The sequence below is a fragment of the Streptomyces bicolor genome (assembly GCF_000719285.1).
GTDB lineage: Bacteria > Actinomycetota > Actinomycetes > Streptomycetales > Streptomycetaceae > Streptomyces > Streptomyces bicolor.
The window spans coordinates 14,458-35,092 of record NZ_JOFS01000025.1 but is presented as its reverse complement, the minus strand read 5'-3'; the positions used below and the strand labels follow the sequence as shown (position 1 = coordinate 35,092).

Below are 20,635 nucleotides of genomic sequence, written 5' to 3'. Positions count from 1 at the left end.
GGGTCCGAACCGGGTTGGCCACGTGTCGGCAAAATCCACGCCCGGCACGGCCGCGCGGTGTGCCGGGCGAACGCCGCCTGACACAACCACGTCCTGTGTCAGACCAACGAGTGGCCGGGACAGTTGCGTTCCCGGCCGGAGTTTCGGTGCCGGAGCCCGCGTACCGGCACGGGCCCGGCCACCCCAAGTCGGCGGTGGGGCGGGCCCGTTGAGGCGACGGCTACTTCGCGCACTCGACCTTGTCGGCGGTGGACTTCTCCACGTCCGGCGCCTTGGTCGGAGCGGTCAGGGACACGCCCGCACCCTTGAAGTCCTTGCCCAGCGTCAGTGTCATCGTGGGCAGGCCCTGGGAGTTGGTCACGCTCTTGCCGGGCTTCATCGCGGACCCGGACAGCCCCATGATGGCGGCGAGCCGGCGTGCCTGGTCCGCCTGGTCCGGCGCGTACTCGAGCGTCGTCTTCGCCAGCGTCGCCGGGGCGTTGCCCGCGTTCTCGGACTTGTCCACGCCCTCCTCGGTCTGCAGCCAGGTGAGGGTCTCCTGGGCGCTGCCGGCGGGCGCACCGCCGTTCATGACCTGCACCCGCACCTCGGAGGGGTCGGCCTTGGTGCCCTTGAGCCGGGCGGCCACGGCGGCGGCCTCCTGCCGCTTCTGCTGCTTGACGGCGGTGAAGGAGACGTCGTTGCGGATCGCCTCGAAGACCTCGGGCGCCTTCGTCTCGTTGAGTACGACCGTCGCCTTCACCTTCTCGGCCGGGTTGTCGATCACCGGGATCGTCGTGAAGGTGAGGTTCTTGGTGTTGAGCTTGCCCAGCTCCAGGCCGAGGTCCTTGAGCTTGTCGATGCTGTTCAGGTTGCTGTCGACGGTCAGCGCCTTGGTGCCCGCCTCGGCCAGCTTGATCATCTTCGTCGGGCTGGTGAGCGTGTCGTTGGACTTCAGCTTGCGCATCAGCGCGCTCAGGAACTGCTGCTGGAGCCCGATCCGGCTCAGGTCACCGCCGAAGCCGACCGAGTGCCGGGTACGGACGAAGGCCAGCGCCTGCTCGCCCTCGATCACGTGCTCGCCCTTGGTGAGGTTGAGCTTGGAGTCGGGGTCGTTGATGTCCTTGGCCAGGCACACCTCGACGCCGCCGACGGCCGACGTCAGGGTCTTCACCGCGTTGAAGTCGGCGACCATGAAGTTGTCCGGCTTGATCCCGGTCAGCTCGGTCACGGTCCGCATGGTGCAGCTGGGCGTGCGGCCCTCCTGGCCGAGGCTGGTGTTGAAGCGGACACCGGTCTCGCCCGCGATGACCTTCTGGGTGCCGTCCTCCTGCTCCGTCTGGCAGTCCGGGATGTCGACGATCAGGTCGCGCGGGATGCTGAGCGCGGTCGCGTTCGAGCGGTCCTTCGAGACGTGCAGCAGGATCGTGGTGTCGGCGTGCCCGGCGCTGCCCTTGTCGCCGTAGCTGCCGTTGCCCGCGCCCGTGCGCTTGTCCGTGCCGATGAGCAGGATGTTGATGGCCTTGTCCTTGCTGAAGCCACCGGTGCTCGCGCCGTCGTCGGAGATGGACGTGATGTTGTCGTTGAGGTGCTCGATGTAGAGGTACGCCCCGGCCGCGGCGGCGACGACCACGAACGCCATGATCCCGCCGGTCCAGAGCACGGCCTTCTTCGCCTTGTTCGCCGGCCGGCGACCGCGCCGGCCAGGCGACGGCTCCTCCGGCGCGCCCCGGCGGCGGCGCTGCGGCGGCACCTCACGCCCCGGCGCCGTCCGCGTCTCGCGCCCAGGCGCCGCGGCCCGGTTGCGTACGGCGCCGCCGGCCGTGCCGCCCGCCGCGCCCTGGGCGCTCTTGCCGGCGGCGCGTGCGGCGGCGCCGGTGCGGGAGGCGGCTCTGCGGGGTCCGGGAACCGATGACTGCGGAGCGGAAGGAGTCAGTCGCAGTTCGTATTCGCCGGTGTTCGGATTGAGCACCCACTGGTCTGCGGGGTCGATGTCGTCCGCCCGCCCACGGCCTTGCGCGTCCACGGTTGTCTGAATCCTCCGTCGGGGCCACGCGGCGCCTTCCCCCTCCAAGGCGCTCGGGTCTCTCGGTCAAACAGTGCGCAAGCCTAACTACGGCCGGGTGCACCGGATCGCTCACACTATCCGTCCAGTTCAGCGTCAAGCGACGACGGTGACAAATTCCACGTCCCTACAACTGGGCAATCCGCCCCATTTCTTTGAATTGAGGTTCGTGGACTTGGCGAGCGCTTTACCCGCAGTGGTTCTCGGCGGCGGTGTTGCCGCGGAAGGTGGGCGGCGGGGAAGTGGGGTCGGAGGGTGCGCCGGGCGGCTTGGCGCCGGACTTCCGGTCGTCGCCAGGGGAACTCCTGTGCGATGACTTGCGTGGTGCACCCTGGTGCATTTCGGACGAATCCGCGACTTCCACCGGCGTGTCGGTGCGCAGCCGCTCGAAAAGCCGCTCGGCCGCGGGCTTCACGAGCTGGTCGCGATTGGAGTTGTGGATGTACGACTCCCGGGGAACGGTGAGGAATTGCACGCGTTCGGTGGGGATGTCGCGCACGCCGCGCACGAGTTCGTACAAACCACGCAAGCTGGCCAGGGCGGGGTCGGTGGTCAGGGAGGACGTGGCGGCGTCGAGGACGGGGTAGAGCCGCACCGGGTTCAGCAGTACGTCGTTGCTCTTCACCTTGCTGACCAGCGCGGCGAGGAATCGCTGCTGGCGCTCCATGCGGTCGGTGTCGCTGCCGTCGCCGAGGGTCTTGCGGGCGCGGACGTAGCCGAGGGCCTGTTCGCCGTTGAGGGTCACCTTGCCGGCCGGGAGTCGCAGCTTGGCGGCCTTGTCGTCGATGGGCTCGGTGAGGCAGATCTCGACGCCGTCGAGGGCGTCGATCATCCTCTTGAAGCCGTCGAAGTCGACGACCACATGGTGGTCGACGCGGATGTCGGTGAGCCGCTCCACGGTGCGGACGGTGCAGGCCGAACCGCCCACCTGGAAGGCGTAGTTGAACATCGCGAACATCGGGCCGCTGCGGCTGCCGTCGGATCTCCGGCATCCGGGCACGTCCACCATCAGGTCCCGGGGTATCGAGACGGCGGTGGCGCTGCGGCGGCCGGCGGACAGGTGCAGCAGGATGGTGGTGTCGGAGCGCTCGGTGCCCGAGTCGCGCCCGTAGCGGCGGTTTCCGCTGCCCGCCCGGGAGTCGGACCCGATCAGCAGGATGTTCCGCGCGTCGCGCACGAGTGAGGTGGGGCGCTCCTTCTCGTACCGTTCGAGTTCCGCGGCGGCGGCCTCGTCGGCGGTGATGTTGGAGTCGAGCTTGGTGTAGACGGCCCACCCGGCACCCGCGGCGGCGACGACCACCAACCCGACCCCCACGGCCCCCCGCCGCACCCACCGCCAACGCCGACCCCCTCGCCCACCGCCCGACAGCCCGCCGCCGACAACACCGGACTGTCCGGGGCGTGGGCGCGATATGCCGGTCACGTCTGGCTCCACTCCTCAGGGCGTGCTGCTTGTGGTGTGGGCTGCTGTTACGACCATGACCCGGGTGGGGGGTGAGGGGTGGGTGGTGGTGGGCTGAACGGGTGATGCCGGCCTCCGGCGGTGGAGCGGGCGCAGGCGGCACCCCGTAGCGCCGGGCTGCGCACCCACCCCCGCCCAGCCCCCACACCGGGCACCCCGGGATCAGGCAGTACCGGTTCAGGCAGTACCCGTGCCGTGCCTACCGCGCCGTCGCCGTCACCCGCTCACTCTCGATCCGCTTGGCCAGCGCCTCCTCGCCGAGTGACTCCACATGCCGGCACAGCACCACCGACCCACCGGTCGCGAGCGCCGCGTACAGCCCGGCATTCAGTCCCTCCCATGTGTCGTACGGCAAGGCGGACAGGATCCGTGAGCCCGGCCCCGTAAGCCCCAGCCCCGTCGCCTCGGCCCCCGCCCGTTCGACGACCTCGGCGCCGCTGAACTCCCGTCCGGCGACGATCAGTGCGGGATCCTCGGGGTCGATCGGGGCGTACGGCGCAAAGCGGTCACCCTGGCTCGGCACCTCCACCGCGTAGTCGATGAAACCGGCCGGCGGCTGCGGGAAGCGGCCTCCCAGCGGCCGCAGCGCCAACGCGACACGCTCCCCCCGGCACGCCCGCGCGGCCTCCAGCGAGTCCGGTCCGCTCACGACCACGTCGGCCGCCGCCGGATCCCCGCCGACATCCGCGATCGTGCCCACCGACGAACACGCCAGCAGCCACACCGCCGTCTGCCAGTGCGCGGGCAGCAACAGAGTGACCCGGTCGCCGGGCCCGGCCCCGAGATCGCCCTGGAGCAGATTCGCGGTCTTGGCCACCCAATTGGCGAAGGTGGCCACGGACAATTCGACGCGCTCCCCGGTGGCGTCGTCGTAGAAGGTCACCAGAGGGCGTCCGGGATCCGCGGCAAGCGCGGAACGCAGCAGGTCGGCAGGGGTGCGATCGGTGGCGTTCACCCGCGCAAGGGTACGCGGACCCGCCCCCGCGCACCCCCAGTTGGCCGCACCCGGCCGTCACCGGTTCGAACGAATCGCCGGCCAACGCCCCATCAATTCCCAAATGGACAGGTTTGTATGACGATGTCCACCATCGGGAGCATGCGTGGATTCCTTGCTTCCTCCATCGGTGTCACGTGCGCGGCCGCTCTGGCTCTCCCGCTCACCCCACCCGCCGTCGCGGCGACCGCGAGACCGGCGCACGGCGCGGAAGTGGCCACGAGCGCCGAGACAGTGGCCATGGTGCGCGGGCAGGCAGCGCGTCGTAAGAACGCCGAGCCGTCCGTCCCCGGCAGCACCCAGTCGCTGCCCCTCATCCCCCTCAACGACGACCGCATCCTCGGTGAGCCCGCCGAACAGGGCCTGTCCCGACGGGACGTACCGCACTTCTCCCTCGTCGGCGTCATCTGGGACGACCCGAACGTCGAACTGCACGGCCGCGTCCAGGTCCGCACCCGCTCGGTCGGTACCGGCACCTGGTCGGACTGGCAGGACGTCGAGACGCACAACGCCGACCATGCGGCCGACCCCGACACGGCCGAAAGCTCCTCGGGCCGGGTGCGCGGCTCCACGGCACCGCTGTGGGTCGGGGAGTCCGACGGTGTGGAGGTGCGGGTCACGTCGGAGGCCGCCGTGACCCGGCCCGACAGTCCGGCACCGGGCGCCGGTGACCCGACGCCGACCGCCGGCACCGCCGTCACCTCCCCGCTGCCCGCCGGCCTCCGGCTCGAACTCGTCGATCCCGGCGAGGCGGCGCTCCCACCCGACGACCCCGGCGCGCCCCGCCCGGGATCCCTGACGACCGGGACCGACGAGGCCGCCGAGGCCCTCGGCGTCACCGCCACCGCGGCCGCCGCCGCCTCCGCCGTCAATGTCGAACTCGCCCCCCTCGGCGCCACCGAGATCCCGGAGCTCGGCCGCACCGAGACGGAGGCGGAACTGCAGGTCCTGCGCGGCAGCGAGCTGACGCAGGAGCAGCGGGCGAAGCCGTACATCGGGCCGCGGCCGCGCATCGTCACACGGCGCGGATGGGGCGCGAACGAGGGGCTGCGGGAGAAGGGTTTCGTCTACACGAAGCGCGTGAAGGCGGCCTTCGTGCACCACACGGCGACCGGCTCCAAGTACTGGTGCACGCAGGTTCCCTCGCTCATTCGCGGTATCTACCGCTACCACGTCAAGAGCATGGGCTGGCGCGACGTCGGCTACAACTTCCTCGTCGACAAGTGCGGAAACATCTACGAGGGGCGCGCCGGAGGAGTGGCGAAGCCGGTCCTGGGTGCCCACACTCTCGGTTTCAACACCAACAGCATGGGGATCGCCGTCCTCGGCAGCTACGGCTCCAGCAAGCCGTCCGCCGCCGCGGTGCGCGCCGTCGCCCGGCTCACGGCCTGGAAGCTCGGCCTCTTCGGCGTCAATCCGCGCGGCAAGACATACCTGAAGTCCGCCGGCGGCAACCTCTACCGAAAGGGAACGAACGTACGACTGAACGCGATCTCGGGCCACCGGGACGGCTTCGCCACGGAGTGCCCCGGCCTGCAGCTCTATCGCAAGCTCGGCACGGCCCGTGCCGCGGCGGCCCGCTACCAGGGGCGCTGAGGATCGCCGGAGTTCACTCGGCTGAGCTCACTCGGGGGAGTTCACTCGGGGGAGTGGCGCGCCGACCGGGCGGGAGGCGCAGGGGAAGGCGCGTCGGGGGATACGGGAAGGTGCGCCGGGAGGTGTACGGAAGGGCGTGCCAAGGGGTATATAGGGGCAATTGGGGGCCATGTGGGGGGCGTGCCGGGGGCAACCGCGGGGGTAACGGGGTATGTGCGGGGGCATGTACGGGGAACGGGGCCGCATTCATCGCCGTCGTAGGACAAGTGGCGGAATGCGGAACGATCGCATCGCACCGCCGTCGAGGACGCCACACAACGGTCTGCATACACTGGCCGGCCGAAAGACAGTTCGGCCGGTCCCGGCAGGAAGCAGAGACGACAGGTGACAGAAGCGATCCTCCTGGTCGGCGGCAAGGGCACTCGGCTGCGCCCGCTCACCGTGCACACGCCGAAGCCCATGGTCCCGGCGGCAGGGGTCCCGTTCCTCACACACCAGTTGGCGAGAGCGAGAGCGGCGGGGGTGGAGCACATCGTCCTCGCGACGTCGTACCTGGCCGAGGTCTTCGAGCCGTACTTCGGCGACGGCTCGGCGCTTGGCCTCCATCTGGAGTACGTGACGGAGGAGGAGCCCCTCGGCACGGGCGGCGCGATCCGCAACGTGGCGTCGCGTCTCCACTCCGCGCCGGACGACCCGGTGCTGATCTTCAACGGGGACATCCTGACGGGCCTGGACATCAGGGGCCTGGTCCGCACGCACGAGACGACGGGCGCGGACATCTCGCTCCACCTCACCAAGGTGACCGACCCGAGGGCGTACGGCCTGGTCCCCACCGACGACACGGGCCGGGTGACGGCGTTCCTGGAGAAGCCGCAGACCCCCGAGGAGATCGTCACCGACCAGATCAACGCCGGGGCGTACGTCTTCCGCCGCTCGGTCATCGACACGATCCCGGCGGGCCGCCCGGTGTCGGTGGAGCGCGAGACGTTCCCGGACCTCCTCGCGGCCGGCGCCCACCTCCAGGGCATGGTCGACTCGACGTACTGGCTCGACCTGGGCACGCCCGCGGCCTTCGTCCGCGGCTCCGCCGACCTCGTCCTGGGCCGGGCCCCGTCCCCCGCGGTCCCCGGCCGCTGCGGCGACCGCCTGGTCCTGCCCACGGCCAGGGTGGCCCCCGACGCCAAGCTGACCGGGGGCACGGTGGTGGGCGAGGGCGCGTTCGTCGCCGAGGGCGCGCGCGTCTTCGGCAGCACGATCCTCCCGGGCGCCGTCATCGAACCCGGCGCCATCATCACCGACTCCCTCATCGGCACCCGCGCCCGCGTAGGCGAACGCTCGGTCCTCACCGGCACGGTCATCGGCGACGGCGCGGTGATCGGCGCCGACAACGAACTGAGGGACGGCGCACGGGTGTGGTGCGACGCCCGAATCCCGGCGGGGGCGGTGCGCTTCTCGCCGGACCTCTGACGCTGCCGCGCGTGTTCCAGCCCGTCCGGCGTTTGAGGACATGGCCCCTTCAGGGCCGAAGCGGGGTCCGGGGCGGCAGCCCCAGCGGGGTCGAAGGGGCAGAGCCCCTGGGATGGGACGGGTAGGGGCGGCGGGGGCGAAACACCGCCGACGGCAACCGCAGCCCGGCCCGCCACCCCGTCACAGCCGCCCGATATCCACCCGAGGCATCTTCGGCGCCCGCCGCCCCGGCACCCGCCCACTCAACAGAATCAACCGAGCCGCCCGATGCCGCTGCCCCGCATACGGCTCCAGCAACTCCAGCATCACGGAGTCATCCGCATCCCGATCCCCGGCAAGCGCAAACCCCACAATCCCCGGCAGATGCAGATCCCCCACGGTCACCGCGTCCGCCGCCCCATGACTGCGCTGCACGACCTCCGCCGACGTCCACGGCCCGATCCCCGGCACAACCTCCAACCGAGCCTGCGCCTGAGCCGGAGACATCCCCACCGCCTCCTCCAGCCGCGCAGCAACCCGCACGGCCCGCAGAATCGTGGACGCCCGCTTGTTGTCGACCCCGGCCCGATGCCACTCCCAGGACGGAATCAGCCTCCAGGTCCCCGCATCCGGCATCACACACATCCGCCCGGGCGCGGGCCCCGGCGCCGGCTCCCCGTACTTCCGTACCAGCAACCGCCACGCCCGATACGCCTCATCGGTCGTGACCTTCTGCTCCAGAACCGACGGAATCAACGACTCCATCACCAGCCCGGTCCGCGTCAGCCGAAGCCCCGGCCGCCGATGCCGAGCCATCGCCACCACCCGATGCCGCGGCACGAACACGGACGGATCGTCGGCGGCGCCGAGCAGCTCCGGCAGCTGCTCCAGCAGCCACTCGGCCCCCGGCCCCCAGGCCTCCCCCCGCACCTCGACCCCCCGGACACCGACCCGCAGCGTCCCGGGCCCGGCCGGCGTACGGCAGGCCCGCCACACGGACCCGTCGGGCATCGCCCGGAACGTCGGATCCCCCGGCCCACGCCGCAAGGGCCCCAGCACCAGCCCGAGATCGAGCGGCCCGTCCGGCACCACCGTCCGTACCTTCCCCGGCACCTTCCCCGGCGCGACAGCCTGCCGAGGCACACCCGCGGGCACACCGACCTGCCCACCGCGCACAGTCGTACGCGTGGGCCGCGGAGTGAAACGTCCTGCCACGAAGAATCCCGGGATGCTAGATACCGACGAGAGCTACGAGCCTAGGCGCTCACACGGCACCCGACAGCGCGTACCGCGAGCCAGGTCCCAGCGGAGCGTCACCGCACCTCGATGAAGGCCTTCGCATCCCGCTCCGCCCGCGGCCTGGGCTCCTCGGCCGGATGCCCGACCGCCACCGCCCCCATCGGATCCCACTCCTCCGGCAGCCCCAGCACGTCCCGCACCACACTCCGGCAGAACATCGTCGACGACACCCACGCCGAGCCCAGCCGCTCCCCGGCCAGCGCGACCAGGAAGTTCTGCACCCCGGCCCCGGCGGCGACGACGAACATCTCCCGCTCGGCCCCGTCCCGCCGCGCGTCGCCGTACGTGTGCGAACCGTCCATCACCAGACACGGCACGACGAGATACGGCGCGTTCCGCAGCACATCCCCGCGCCGCACCCGCTTCGCTATCGACTCCTCGCTCTTGCCGTCCCGCCGCAGATCGGCGATCCACGCATCCCGCATCGCGTCGAGCAGCCGCGTCCGTGACTCCGCCGACTCCAGCAGCACGAACCGCCAGGGCGTGGTGTGATGCGGCGCCGGAGCCGTGACAGCCGCCGCGACCGCTCTTCGTACGGCCCCGGGGTCGACCGGATCGTCCGTGAAGGCCCTTACGGTACGGCGCTGGGTGACCGCCTCCCGTACCGCCTCGGACGTCCCCAGCCGGAACATGTCGTCACGCGCGCCGCGCACCAAGGCCCGCGCCCCCTCCCCGTGTTCCTCGGCCACCGTGTGCGCCAGCCCGCGCACGACGGCGACGGGCAGACCGGCGGCCTTGCCCTTCACCAGATCACCGGCGGCGGCGAGTTCGTCCGCCGTCGCCACGACGGTCGCGCTGAGCGGGTTGCCGTACGCGTCCGTGCCGCCACGCAGATCGTCGAGCACACGCACCCCCGCGGCCCCGATCGCGACGTCGGTGAGCCCGGAGCGCCAGGGCCGTCCGAAGGTGTCGGTGACGACGACCCCGACGTCGACGCCCAGGGCGTCCCGCAGCCCGTCCCGGATCGCCCGCGCGGACGCGTCCGGGTCCTCGGGCAGCAACAGCACGGTTCCGGCGGGTGTGTTGGAGGCGTCGACCCCGGCGGCGGCCATCACCAGCCCCTGCCGGTTCTCGACGATCCGCAGCGTGCCGCGGCGCGCCACCACCCGCACGGTCTCCGCGTCGATGGCGGCCTCCCGGTCGGTCGCCTCGACCATCCGCCCCTCCGCCTTGGACACGATCTTCGAGGTGACCAGGAGCACGTCCCCGTCGGCGAGGCCGGGCTCGGCGGTGGCGATCAGTTTCGCGAGGTCGTCGCCCTGCTGGACCTCGGGGATTCCGGAGACGGCCCAGACCCGGTAGCCGTCGGCAGACACCTCGCTCAAGCGCCCCGCACCTCCTCGGCCAGCGTCAGCGCCTCGCGGGCCATCTGCGCGGTCGCGTCGACGTCGGTCATCATCAGCGGTACGGCACGGCAGCGGATGCCGGCCGCCTCGACCCGCTCCACGGAACCCGCGTCGACGGTGTCGACGAGCCAGCCGTCGAGGAGCCCGGAGCCGTAGTGCTCTGCGACCGCCGCGGCCGTCGACTCCACGCCGACCGCCGCGAGCACCTTGTCGGCCATCCCGCGCACGGGCGCGTCCCCGACGATCGGTGAGAGGCCCACGACCGGCACGCCCGCGTCCGCGATCGCCTCACGGATGCCGGGCACGGCGAGGATGGTGCCGACCGAGACGACCGGGTTGGACGGCGGGAAGAGGACGACGTCCGCCTCGGCGATGGCCTCCAGGACGCCCGGCGCCGGCTTGGCCTGCTCGGCCCCGACCGGCACGATCGCCTCGGCCGGCACCTGGGCCCGCAGCCGTACCCAGTACTCCTGGAAGTGGACGGCCTTGCGCTCGCCGTCCACCTCGACCGCGACATGTGTCTCCACGCGGTCGTCGGTCATGGGGATGAGGCGGACTCCCGGCTTCCACCGGTCGCACAGCGCCTCCGTCACGGCGCTCAGCGGATAACCGGCGCCGATCATCTGCGTCCGCACGATGTGTGTGGCGAAATCCCGGTCGCCGAGCCCGAACCACTCCGGGCCCACGCCGTACGCCGCGAGCTCCTCCTTGAGATGGAAGGTCTCGTCGGCCCGCCCCCAGCCCTGCTCCTCGTTGATGCCGCCGCCCAGCGTGTACATCACCGTGTCGAGGTCCGGGCAGACCTTCAGGCCGAAGAGGTGGATGTCGTCCCCGGTGTTGCCGATGACCGTGATGTCCGCGTCCGGCGCGGCCCGCTTCAGACCGCGCAGGAAACGGGCACCGCCGATGCCGCCTGCCAGAACCACAATGCGCATTCAAACAGTGTGTCAGCCGTCAGGCTGACTCGTTGAGGGGTGGTGGTCGGGTGACGGGTGGGCCAGTGTTGCAGGCGGGTACGACAACGGGTCAGGCAGTCACCGGACGCGGCTCGATACGAGCCTCGCAGGCGGTGGAGGTGTGCATCGGCATCTCGGTCAGGCCCGGGTAGTAGATGTGCAGGCTGACCGCGGGCTCCAGCGCGTCGTTGGCCACCTCGTGCACATAACCCGGCGCGAACACCCGCTGCGCGCCCGCCGCCAACGCGCGCGTGCCGCGCTCCGTGCGCTCGGTCAGCGTGCCGTCCAGGACCGTCAGGACGCCGGAGGACCGGCCGTGGTCGTGCAGTCCGCTGCCCTGCCCGGGGACCCAGGACAGCAGCCACACCTCGTAGCCGGGGCCCGTGCGCAGCCGGTGGTACCAGCGGGTGGTCGCGTCGTACCGGACGAGGTGCTCCCACTGGGAGCGGTCGGCGGCGATGGAGCGGGCCAGGCCGACGAAGTCGGCGACGGTGGCCGGGTGCTCGCGCGGCGCCTGGAGGAGGTGCGGGACTTCGAGGATGTCGCCGGCGATCTGGAGGTCGCTGTCGCTGTTCATGGGGTGTCGTGGTTCCTCAGTGAAAGAAGGTCAGAGGGAACGGCAGCCGAGCATCAGGAAGGACTCGGCCTACAGCTGGAGCAGATGTGGCTCAACAGCTGGGACAGCAACAGCTACAGCGAGCGCGGGCAGCACCGTGGGACCCGGCGGTGCGGGTCGAGGTGAGTGCCGAGTTCGCGTGCATGCCCACAAGGACATCGGTTCATGCCTTCACTGTCAACTCGACGCCCGGCGATGTGGCGCATGTTTCACCTCATCCGGTTCATCTTGGTGGTGAAAGGTTTGTTCTTGGAGTAGCCGGGACACATGGCGCACAACCGGCGCGCGGGCGTCGTTGTGATCCTGTGATCCGACTGTGATCCGGTTCGCTTCTCCGCACGTGTGCAACGAGATCGAACTTCTGGGCGTCCTTTTCCGTACAGGCTCTGCGGAGGGCCGGAGGCCCTCCCGGGGCTCGTCTGCTTGTCAAGGTTTAGGCCGATTTGAACACTTTCCGCTAGGCCTTGGTTCCGCAGAGTGAATAAGGGGCTCAATAGCAGATCTCGGCTTGACTCGCCCGGAGCAGCACACTTGTAATTTCACTCGTGTCGTTCAGCCGAAATCGGTAACGGCAACATCACGGGGACGCGAAAGACAGACGAGGGGCGCACATGACCGAGCTGGTGCAGCAACTGCTGGTCGACGACGCGGACGAGGAACTCGGCTGGCAGGAGCGCGCGCTGTGCGCCCAGACCGACCCCGAGTCCTTCTTCCCCGAGAAGGGCGGCTCCACCCGCGAGGCCAAGAAGGTCTGCCTCGCCTGCGAGGTCCGCTCCGAGTGCCTCGAGTACGCCCTCGCCAACGATGAGCGCTTCGGGATCTGGGGCGGCCTGTCCGAGCGTGAACGCCGCCGGCTGAAGAAGGCCGCCGTCTGACGAAACGGCTCAGAACGGCACGTACAACCGCACGTACATACGCACGTACGGCCCGTCGCGGTGGGTTATCCACAGGCGGCGGGCCGCTCTCATGCCCAGCCGATAGTGTGGTCGCTCGTCCGGGACGCACCGCTGTCCCCTCGGGGCACAGGCGTCCACCGCAGTCCATCGAACCGGGGCCCGTACCTCGATGTCCGTGCACAGCCACCCGGCAGCCCAGCACGACTCCGCTGCCACACCTGAGTTTGCGCGTCATGTGGTGACCGCGGTGCTCGTCTCCCATGACGGCGCCCGCTGGCTGCCCGACGCGCTCGCCGGGCTGCTCGGCCAGGAGCGCCCCGTCCAGTTCGCCGTGGGAGCCGACACCGGCAGCGCGGACCACTCCGCGCAACTGGTCACCGAAGCCCTCGGCGCCGACCGCGTACTGCACCTCGCCCGGCGCACCGGGTTCGGCCAGGCCGTCGAGGAGGCCAACCGCACGGCCCCGGTCCTCACCCCGGACGAGCTGACCTATCTGAAGCGGCCGAGCGGCTGGGACCCCGTCACGCGCACGTGGCGCGACGACGCCTACGACATGCCCGAACTCCCGCACGGGGAGCCGGTGCAGTGGCTGTGGCTCCTGCACGACGACTGCGCCCCCGAACCCGACGCCCTGGCCCAGCTGTTGCGCGTCGTGGAGAACGAGTACGAGCTGGGGCGGGACGACGTGGCCGTCGTCGGCCCCAAACTGCGCGGCTGGTACGACCGCCGGCAGCTCCTCGAGGTCGGCGTCACCATCGCCAACTCCGGCCGCCGCTGGACCGGCCTCGACCGCCGCGAACAGGACCAGGGCCAGCACGACCACGTCCGCTCCGTGCTGTCCGTGTCCACCGCCGGCATGCTCGTCCGGCGGGACATCTTCGAACAACTCGGTGGCTTCGACCGGCGGCTGCCCCTCATGCGCGACGACGTCGACCTGTGCTGGCGCGCCACCGCCGCCGGCCACCGCGTCCTCATCGCCCCCGAAGCAGTCGTACGCCACGCCGAGGCGGCCTCCCGCGAGCGCCGCACCGTCGACTGCGTGGGCCGCACCGCCGCCTCCCCGCACAAGGTCGACAAGGCGGGCGCCGTCTACACCCTGCTGGTCAACAGTCGTACGGCCGTGCTGCCCTGGGTCCTGCTGCGCCTGGTCCTCGGCACGGTCCTGCGCACCCTCGCCTACCTCGTGGGCAAGGTCCCCGGACAGGCCCTCGACGAGATCCGCGGCCTCATGGGCACGTTGCTGCGCCCCGAGCGGATCATCGCCGGGCGGCGCAGGCGCGGGACTCCCGTCATCGACAAGGGCGAGCTACGGGCGCTGTTCCCGCCGCCCGGCGCGACCGTGCGGGCAACCGTCGAACAGGTCGCGAGCAGCGTCGTGGGCCGCTCCGACCCCGAGGTGGCCTCCGGAGCGGGCCGGCACGGCGGCGCGATCGAGTCCGGGCCCGGCGGCGACGACGCCGACTTCATGGAGATAGAGCAGTTCGCGCGCCTCAAGCGCATCGCCCGCAACCCCGGCCCGATGCTCTTCCTGGTGCTGCTGTTCGTCTCGCTGATCGCCTGCCGCGAACTCCTCGGCGGCGGCGCCCTCGCGGGTGGCGCGCTGCTGCCCGCCCCGGCCGACTCCGCCGAACTGTGGTCCCGTTACCTGGACGCCTGGCATCCGGTCGGCGCCGGTGGCACCCCGTCCGCGCCGCCGTATCTCGCGATCGTGGCGATGCTCGCCTCCACCCTGCTCGGCTCGACCGGGCTCGCGGTCACGATCCTGCTGGTCTGCTCCGTGCCGCTGGCCGGGTTCACCGCCTACTTCGCCTCCCGTCCGCTCGTCGAGTCCCGCCTCCTGCGCGCGTGGGCGGCCGTCGTCTACGCCTTCCTGCCCGCCGCCACCGGCGCCCTCGCCGGCGGCCGCATCGGCACTGCCGTACTCGCCGTCCTGCTGCCGCTCATCGCGCGCGCCGGCGTCGCGGCGAGCGGCCTGGCGAACAGTTCCGGTGCGCGCGGCAGTTGGCGCGCGACCTGGGCGTACGCACTGCTGCTCACGATCGCCACGGCCTTCACGCCGATCGTGTGGCCGATCGCGCTGGTGCTCGGGCTCGGCCTGCTGGCGGTGCGGCGCACCGAGATCACCGCGTACGGCCTGCGCTTCCTCGCCCAGTTCGGGGTGCCCCTGCTGGTGCTCGCGCCCTGGTCGCTGTCGCTGCTTCCGTTCGGCTTCTTCCAGGAGGCCGGTCTGGAGTACGGCTCCACGGCCGCATCCGCCCTGGCCCTGCTCGGCGCCAGCCCCGGCGGGCCCGGCACGGTCAACGGACTGATGCTGGTCGGCGTCGTACTGGCCGCGCTGGCCGCCCTGATGCGCTCCGAGCGCCAGTTCGGCATCTGGACCGCCTGGGCGGTCGCCCTGGTCGGCCTCGTCTTCGCGGTCCTCTCCAACAGCTCCACCTGGGCCGGCCCCGCGACCCTCGTCTACGGCATCGCCCTCCTGGCCGCCGCGCTGCTCGGCGCCGACGGGGCACGCTCGCGCGTGGCCGAGCAGAGCTTCGGCTGGCGCCAGCCGGTCGCCGCGCTGGTCGCCTTCGCCGCGGCCGCCGGCCCGCTGCTCGTCGCCGCCGGCTGGATGATCCGCGGTGCCGACGGACCGCTGGAGCGGCGCGACCCCGTACAGGTGCCCGCGTTCGTCGCCGAGGACGCCGGCAACCGCGACCAGGCCCGCACCCTCGTCCTCGACAGCGAGTCCGCGGCCCAGGTCGGCTACATGCTCGTCCGCGGCTCCGGCGCGCGTCTCGGCGACGCCGAACTCGCCGCCGCCGGCGGGGAGAACGCCAAGCTCGACAAGATCGTCGCCAACCTCGTCGCCGGCTCCGGCGCCGACCAGGCCGACCAACTGGGCGCCTTCGCGGTGCGCTACGTCCTCGTCCTCAAGGGCGCGCCTCGCGACGTCACGCGCGTGCTGGACGCCACGCCGGGGCTGGAGCGGCTGAGCGAGCAGAACGGCAGTGCGCTGTGGCGGGTCGACCGGCAGGTGTCGCGGGCGGCCATCGTCTCCGGGGCCGATTCGGGATCCGGCTCGGCCGAGCCCCAGCCCGTCGCCGCCGGGCCCGTCGAGATCCACACCACCATTCCCGCCGGCGCCGACGGACGCGTCCTGCGCCTCGCCGACAGCGCCGGCGACGGCTGGACGGCCACCCTGGACGGCCGGCCGCTCACCCCGACGACGGTCGACGGCTGGGCCCAGGGCTTCGAGCTCCCCTCCGACGGCGGCAGGCTGGACGTCACCTACGACGACCCGATCGGCCACACCGCCTGGCTGTGGGCCCAGGGCTTCCTCGCCCTCGTCCTCGTGGTGATGGCCCTGCCCGGACGCCGCCGTGACATCGACGACGATCTGCCCGAGGAGCAGGCCGTCCCGGCCGAGGCCATGGCCGGCGAGGGACGGCGCGCCCGTCGCCTCCGCGCCCAGGCCGAGACCGAAGGGACCGGTCAGGAAGGGGAGTTCCCGTCTCCTCCTGCTGAGGAGGCCGCCCCGGCGATTCCCCAGCAGCAGTCCTACGGCGACTGGGACACGCCCAATTACGCGGGCTCCGAGTACGGCGGCTACAGCGGCGAGCAGTACCCGGACGGCCGGCAGTACCCGGCGGGCGGCGCCTACGACCAGACCTATCAGGCGGACCCGTACCAGGGCGGCCAGTACGACCCGTACGCGTACGGCGGGCAGTCCCAGGCGGGTGCGTACGACACCTCCTACGACGCCTCGTACGACCAGACGTACCAGCAGGGTTACGACGCCACGTACGACCCGGCGCAGCCGCATCCGCACGGCAGTGAGCGTTCCGACGGGAGCCAGCAGTGAACCGCACGACCCTGTCCCTGATCGCCGGTGTCACGGCCCTCGCGGCCATAACCGGGGTCGCGGCGCTCACCACGCCGCACGCGTCCGGGACGAACACCGCCAAGGCGGCCGCCGAGCTGCCCGTGGAGCGTTCGAGCCTGGTGTGTCCGGCGCCGAGCACCTCGGACCTCGCCGAGACGACGTACACGTCGTTCACACCCGTCACGAAGGGGACGGGGAGCGACGGGAAGGCGGAACTGCGGTCCGGGGCGAAGGCGTCGGGCGGCGCGACGGACGCCAAGGGCGAGAAGGCCGACGCGACGGGCAAGGCCGACAAGCCCGTCCTGGCGGCCAAGGAGCCGGGTACGCCGGTCACCGAGGACGTGTCCGGCGCGGACTCGCCGGCGCTCATCGGGAGCGCCGACGGGAAGTTCGCGCCCGGCTGGACCGTGCAGGAGAGCACGGAGGTCGCGGCGGGCACGGGGCGTGGGCTGCAGGGCGTCAACTGCACCGCGCCGGACACCGAGTTCTGGTTCCCGGGAGCCAGCACCGCGGCCGACCGTACGGACTACGTCCATCTGACCAACCCCGACGACTCCGCCGCCGTCGTCGACATCGAGCTGTACGGCAAGGACGGTGCCCTGGAGACCACGGTGGGGGAGGAGATCACGGTTCAGCCGCGCTCCGACGAGCCGATCCTGCTGTCGACGCTCACCAGTGAGAAGCTGGAGAACGTGACCGTGCACGTGAGTGTGCGCAGCGGCCGGGTGGGTGCCTCGGTGCAGGCGCTGGACGACAAGCTCGGCGGGGACTGGCTGGCCGCGTCCGCCGATCCCGCGGGGAGCCTGGTGGTCCCCGGTATCCCGAAGGACGCCAAGGCCGTACGGCTGGTCGCCTTCACGCCGGGCGACGCGGATGCGGACCTGAAGGTACGGCTCGCCTCGCCGTCCGGGCAGATCACGCCCGCGGGGAACGAGACGTTGCACGTCAAGGCCGGTATGACCAGCGCGGTGGACCTCGGGGAAGTCATGCGGGGCGAGGCGGGTTCGCTGGTGCTGACGCCCACGGATCATGCGGTGCCGGTGGTCGCGGCGGTGCGGGTGGTCCGCGGGGAGGGCGCCAAGCAGGAGACCGCCTTCATCCCGGCGAGCCGACCGATCGGCACGCGCGCGACGGTGGTCGACAACAGGGCGAAGGGCACGACACTGTCCCTCACGGCGCCGTTCCGCTCGGCCGAGATCAAGGTCACGGCGTCCGCGGGCAGCGAGGGCGGCACGGCGTCCTCAAAGACGTACACGATCAAGTCCGGGACCACACAGGACGTGGAGCTACCGGTGCCGAGCGGCTTGAAGGGCACGTACGCACTGACGGTGGAGACCGTGGCGGGCGGCCCGGTGTACGGGGCTCGGATGCTCGCGGTGACCTCGGAGGGCGTACCCGGCTTCACGGTGCAGACACTGCCGGACGACCGGGGGATGGTGGCGGTGCCGGAGGCGGCCGAGGACCTGTCGGTCCTGCAGAAGTAGGCAGCCGCCGCAGCCTGCCCAGCCTGCGGGCAGTCGTGCCGCTGGGGCGGCACCTCACGGCCGACCGCATCGGTCCTCGCCGTGACGCCGACGCCGTCAGTCCTCCCCGTACCGCGGGTCCACCGTCTCCGGCGTCAGTCCCAACAGCTCGGCCACCTGCTCCACGACCACCTCATGCACCAGCGCAGCCCGCTCGTCCCGCCCCTTGGTACGGATCTCCACGGGCCGCCGGTAGATGACAACCCGCGCCGGCCGCCCCTCGCGCGCAGGGATCGTCCCGCCGAGAGGAACCGCCTCGTCGTTCCAAGTGCGGCCAGGGCCGTCCAACCGAGGCACCTCGAGGACCAGGAAATCGATGTCGGCGAGCTGCGGCCACCGGCGCTCGAGGCGTTCCACGGAGTCCTGCACGAGGTCGGCGAAGGCGTCGGCACGGCTCGCAGCGAGGGGGACCTGGGGTGGTGCGATCGGGCCGCGCATGCCCCGCCCGTGACGATCACGGCGACGGGGCCCGGGGCCGACGGCACGGGGCGGTACAGGGGTGTCCATCACTGGTGAAGGGTAGTCCTCGCGACGGGTGCGTGTCCGAGCGGCGTGTGGTGGCCGGGGCGGTGTCCGTCCGCTGGTACGGCATGTCGGCAGATGACCATTCCAGCCAAGGTTGGGCTCGATTCCGCTTCTCTCCGAGACCGGCGAGCTCGAGGTAATTGTTGGGGTTTGTAGCGAGTGGTGACCGGTTCGGAACGCGTTCGGGATCTCGGACTCGGGCTTCCGCGCAGGTCAGTGCCGTGGGACGGAAGGGGTGTGTGGGGTGTTTCACAGCACGACACGGGGGAGTGGCCTGGGGGAGAGTCGTCGCGGCCCGCTCAAGAGTGCGGTACCGTCCAACGTCGTGAGCCCTGTACGTCGCTGTTCGCGCACCGCTTGCGGCCGTCCCGCCGTAGCGACGCTGACGTACGTCTACGCCGACTCGACGGCGGTCCTCGGCCCGCTCGCCACCTACGCCGAACCGCACTGCTACGACCTGTGCGCCGAGCACTCCGAGCGCCTCACCGCCCCGCGCGGGTGGGAGGTAGTGCGCTTGCTGGACGGCTCGGCTCCGGCCCGCCCGAGCGGCGATGACCTGGAAGCGCTTGCCAACGCCGTGCGTGAGGCGGCTCGTCCGCAGGAGCGGGCGGCCCAGGCCGGTGGCGGCGGGGCGCGCGGCGCCGACCCGATGGAGGTCGCGCGGCGGGGGCATCTGCGAGTGCTGCGGTCACCCGACAACTGACGGGCGGCTTCCCCTCTTTGTGGGTCCTCCCTTTGTGGGGGCCTTCCCCTTGGGGGTCCTTGCTTGTGCCTGTGCGGCCCTTCCTCGCGCATCCGTTTCGTTGAGTGATGCACAGGCATTGACGCGCGCTTGGCGCGGACACGACCATTCCGTTATACCGGAACGAGAAATCGCTTTCCGCATGACGGAATCTGGGGATGCGCCCGTGTACGTCCAGGAACTGGAACCCGTCGCAGGCTCGCTCGGCCTGTCCGCGCTCGTTGCCGCACTGCCGCTGGTGATCGTCCTCGTCCTGCTGGGCGGGGTCCGGATGAAGGCGCATCTGGCGGGGCTCACGGGGCTCCTGGCGGCCGTACTGGTCGCATCCTGTGGATCGTCGTCAACGCGCTGTGGGTGTACCGGATGACCGGCGGTCGTCGCGTTGGTCGCCAACACCGCGCCCGTGGCCTTCGGGGCGATGGGCACACCGGTGGTGACACTGGCTCAGGTCACCGGACTTCCGCTGGACGACGTTGCCTCCGTGGTGGGGCGTCAGACGCCCTTGCTGGCCCTGGCCGTGCCGCTCGTGCTGGTCGGGCTCGTGGACGGGCGGCGTGGGCTGCGGGAGACCTGGGTGCCCGCCGTGGTGTGCGGAGTCGCCTTCGCCGTCGCACAGTTCGCCGCCTCGAACTATGTCTCCGCGCATCTCGCCGACATCGGCGCCGCGTTGGCCGGTGCGGGCGCCCTGGTCGCCGTACCGCGCGCGCGTGCCCGCTGCCGACGCCGTACGCGCCTCCGTGCTGACCGGGGCGCGGAGCGAGGAGCTGGGGCGTTGACTGCGCCCGCACCTAGCGTGGTCGACACCCCGTACAACCGGGTCCACCGGACGCATCCGGAGTTGTGCCTTCAGGGGCTCGCGCGCTGGGGCGGCCAACTTGGCATCGCTGCCACGGAGTTGAGTCAACTCCCACTCGATCGAGTGAACAGCGCCGACGTGGCTGGCGTTCCTGTCACCGGTGCTCAGCTGGTTCGGGGTGGCCGTGTCCGGGGTCGGACACCTCGGCCAACGCGCTGTTCGGCGCCCTGCAGGTGACGGCCGCTCGGGAATCGGGGCTGGCGCCGGAACTCCTGGCCGCCGCCAACAGTTCAGGTGGTGTGCTCGGCAAGATGATCTCGCCGCAGAACCTCACCATCGGGTGCGCGGCCGTGGGGCTCGCGGGCCGGGAGGGCGACCTGCTGCGGCGGGTGCTGCCGTGGAGTCTGGGCCTGCTGCTGGTGATGTGCCTGATCGTGGTCGGACAGAGTTCACCGGTGCTGGACTGGATGCTGCCCTGACGTCCGCGCTGACCTTGAGGTTACGGCTCGGGGTCCACTCAGTGGGCACA

The 20,635-nt window shown here is 71.4% G+C and carries 14 protein-coding genes and 1 pseudogene; 7 read left to right on the top strand and 8 right to left on the bottom strand.

The features are described 5' to 3' along the window. Positions 1-220: 220 nt before the first annotated feature. The 3 genes from IF78_RS0128950 to IF78_RS0128940 all read right to left on the bottom strand — a co-directional run bounded on the left by IF78_RS0128950 (position 221) and on the right by IF78_RS0128940 (position 4,461). Complete coding sequence (locus tag IF78_RS0128950; protein WP_031481241.1) at positions 221-2,005, bottom strand: LCP family protein; 1,785 nt, start codon at positions 2,003-2,005, stop codon at positions 221-223. Positions 2,006-2,231: 226 nt separating this feature from the next. Continuing rightward, positions 2,232-3,467: an LCP family protein gene (locus IF78_RS0128945; RefSeq protein WP_078662633.1), complete on the bottom strand. Its 1,236-nt coding sequence runs from the start codon at positions 3,465-3,467 to the stop codon at positions 2,232-2,234. 238 nt (positions 3,468-3,705) lie between these two features. After that, a complete protein-coding gene (locus IF78_RS0128940) occupies positions 3,706-4,461 on the bottom strand; it encodes a TIGR03089 family protein (RefSeq protein ID WP_031481237.1) in 756 nt (251 codons plus the stop codon). A gap of 141 nt (positions 4,462-4,602) precedes the next feature. Between IF78_RS0128940 and IF78_RS0128935 the strand changes: the two genes are divergently transcribed. Next, complete coding sequence (locus IF78_RS0128935; protein WP_031481236.1) at positions 4,603-6,096, top strand: peptidoglycan recognition protein family protein; 1,494 nt, start codon at positions 4,603-4,605, stop codon at positions 6,094-6,096. A 384-nt stretch (positions 6,097-6,480) separates the two neighbouring features. Beyond that, complete coding sequence (manB, locus tag IF78_RS0128930) at positions 6,481-7,563, top strand: mannose-1-phosphate guanylyltransferase (protein WP_031481235.1); 1,083 nt, start codon at positions 6,481-6,483, stop codon at positions 7,561-7,563. A gap of 180 nt (positions 7,564-7,743) precedes the next feature. Here manB and IF78_RS0128925 read toward each other — a convergent pair whose 3' ends face one another. From IF78_RS0128925 to IF78_RS0128910, 4 genes are all read right to left on the bottom strand, one after another. Next, on the bottom strand, positions 7,744-8,757 hold the full coding sequence (locus IF78_RS0128925; RefSeq protein ID WP_078662632.1) for a DNA-3-methyladenine glycosylase family protein: 1,014 nt from the start codon (positions 8,755-8,757) through the stop codon (positions 7,744-7,746). A gap of 98 nt (positions 8,758-8,855) precedes the next feature. After that, positions 8,856-10,166, bottom strand: a complete 1,311-nt coding sequence (locus IF78_RS0128920) for a coenzyme F420-0:L-glutamate ligase (protein ID WP_031481233.1) — start codon at positions 10,164-10,166, stop codon at positions 8,856-8,858. Continuing rightward, positions 10,163-11,122 (bottom strand): 2-phospho-L-lactate transferase, encoded by a 960-nt coding sequence (gene cofD / locus IF78_RS0128915; protein WP_031481232.1) that lies wholly within the window; start codon positions 11,120-11,122, stop codon positions 10,163-10,165. Before cofD ends, IF78_RS0128920 begins: the two co-directional genes overlap by 4 nt. Positions 11,123-11,213: 91 nt before the next feature. Then, positions 11,214-11,720 carry a cysteine dioxygenase gene (locus IF78_RS0128910; RefSeq protein ID WP_031481231.1) on the bottom strand — a complete coding sequence of 169 codons (507 nt, stop codon included), beginning with the start codon at positions 11,718-11,720 and terminating at the stop codon, positions 11,214-11,216. A gap of 650 nt (positions 11,721-12,370) precedes the next feature. Here IF78_RS0128910 and IF78_RS0128905 point away from each other — a divergent pair. The 3 genes from IF78_RS0128905 to IF78_RS0128895 all read left to right on the top strand — a co-directional run bounded on the left by IF78_RS0128905 (position 12,371) and on the right by IF78_RS0128895 (position 18,004). Next, a complete protein-coding gene (locus IF78_RS0128905; RefSeq protein ID WP_003975777.1) occupies positions 12,371-12,634 on the top strand; it encodes a WhiB family transcriptional regulator in 264 nt (87 codons plus the stop codon). 190 nt (positions 12,635-12,824) lie between these two features. Next, positions 12,825-16,499, top strand: coding sequence for a glycosyltransferase family 2 protein (locus IF78_RS0128900; protein ID WP_078662631.1), 3,675 nt, complete (start codon positions 12,825-12,827; stop codon positions 16,497-16,499). Then, positions 16,496-18,004, top strand: a complete 1,509-nt coding sequence (locus IF78_RS0128895; RefSeq protein WP_031481229.1) for a DUF5719 family protein — start codon at positions 16,496-16,498, stop codon at positions 18,002-18,004. The genes IF78_RS0128900 and IF78_RS0128895 overlap by 4 nt, the downstream gene beginning before the upstream one ends. Positions 18,005-18,100: 96 nt before the next feature. Here the strand turns inward: IF78_RS0128895 and IF78_RS0128890 are convergent, their stop codons facing one another. Continuing rightward, on the bottom strand, positions 18,101-18,550 hold the full coding sequence (locus IF78_RS0128890; RefSeq protein ID WP_107050031.1) for a metallopeptidase family protein: 450 nt from the start codon (positions 18,548-18,550) through the stop codon (positions 18,101-18,103). Between the two features lie 343 nt (positions 18,551-18,893). On the opposite strand from IF78_RS0128890, the gene IF78_RS0128885 reads away from it, so the two are divergent. Then, complete coding sequence (locus IF78_RS0128885) at positions 18,894-19,271, top strand: DUF3499 domain-containing protein (protein WP_031481227.1); 378 nt, start codon at positions 18,894-18,896, stop codon at positions 19,269-19,271. 205 nt (positions 19,272-19,476) lie between these two features. Continuing rightward, positions 19,477-20,585, top strand: a pseudogene (locus IF78_RS50935) (L-lactate permease). The last annotated feature ends 50 nt before the right edge of the window (positions 20,586-20,635 follow it).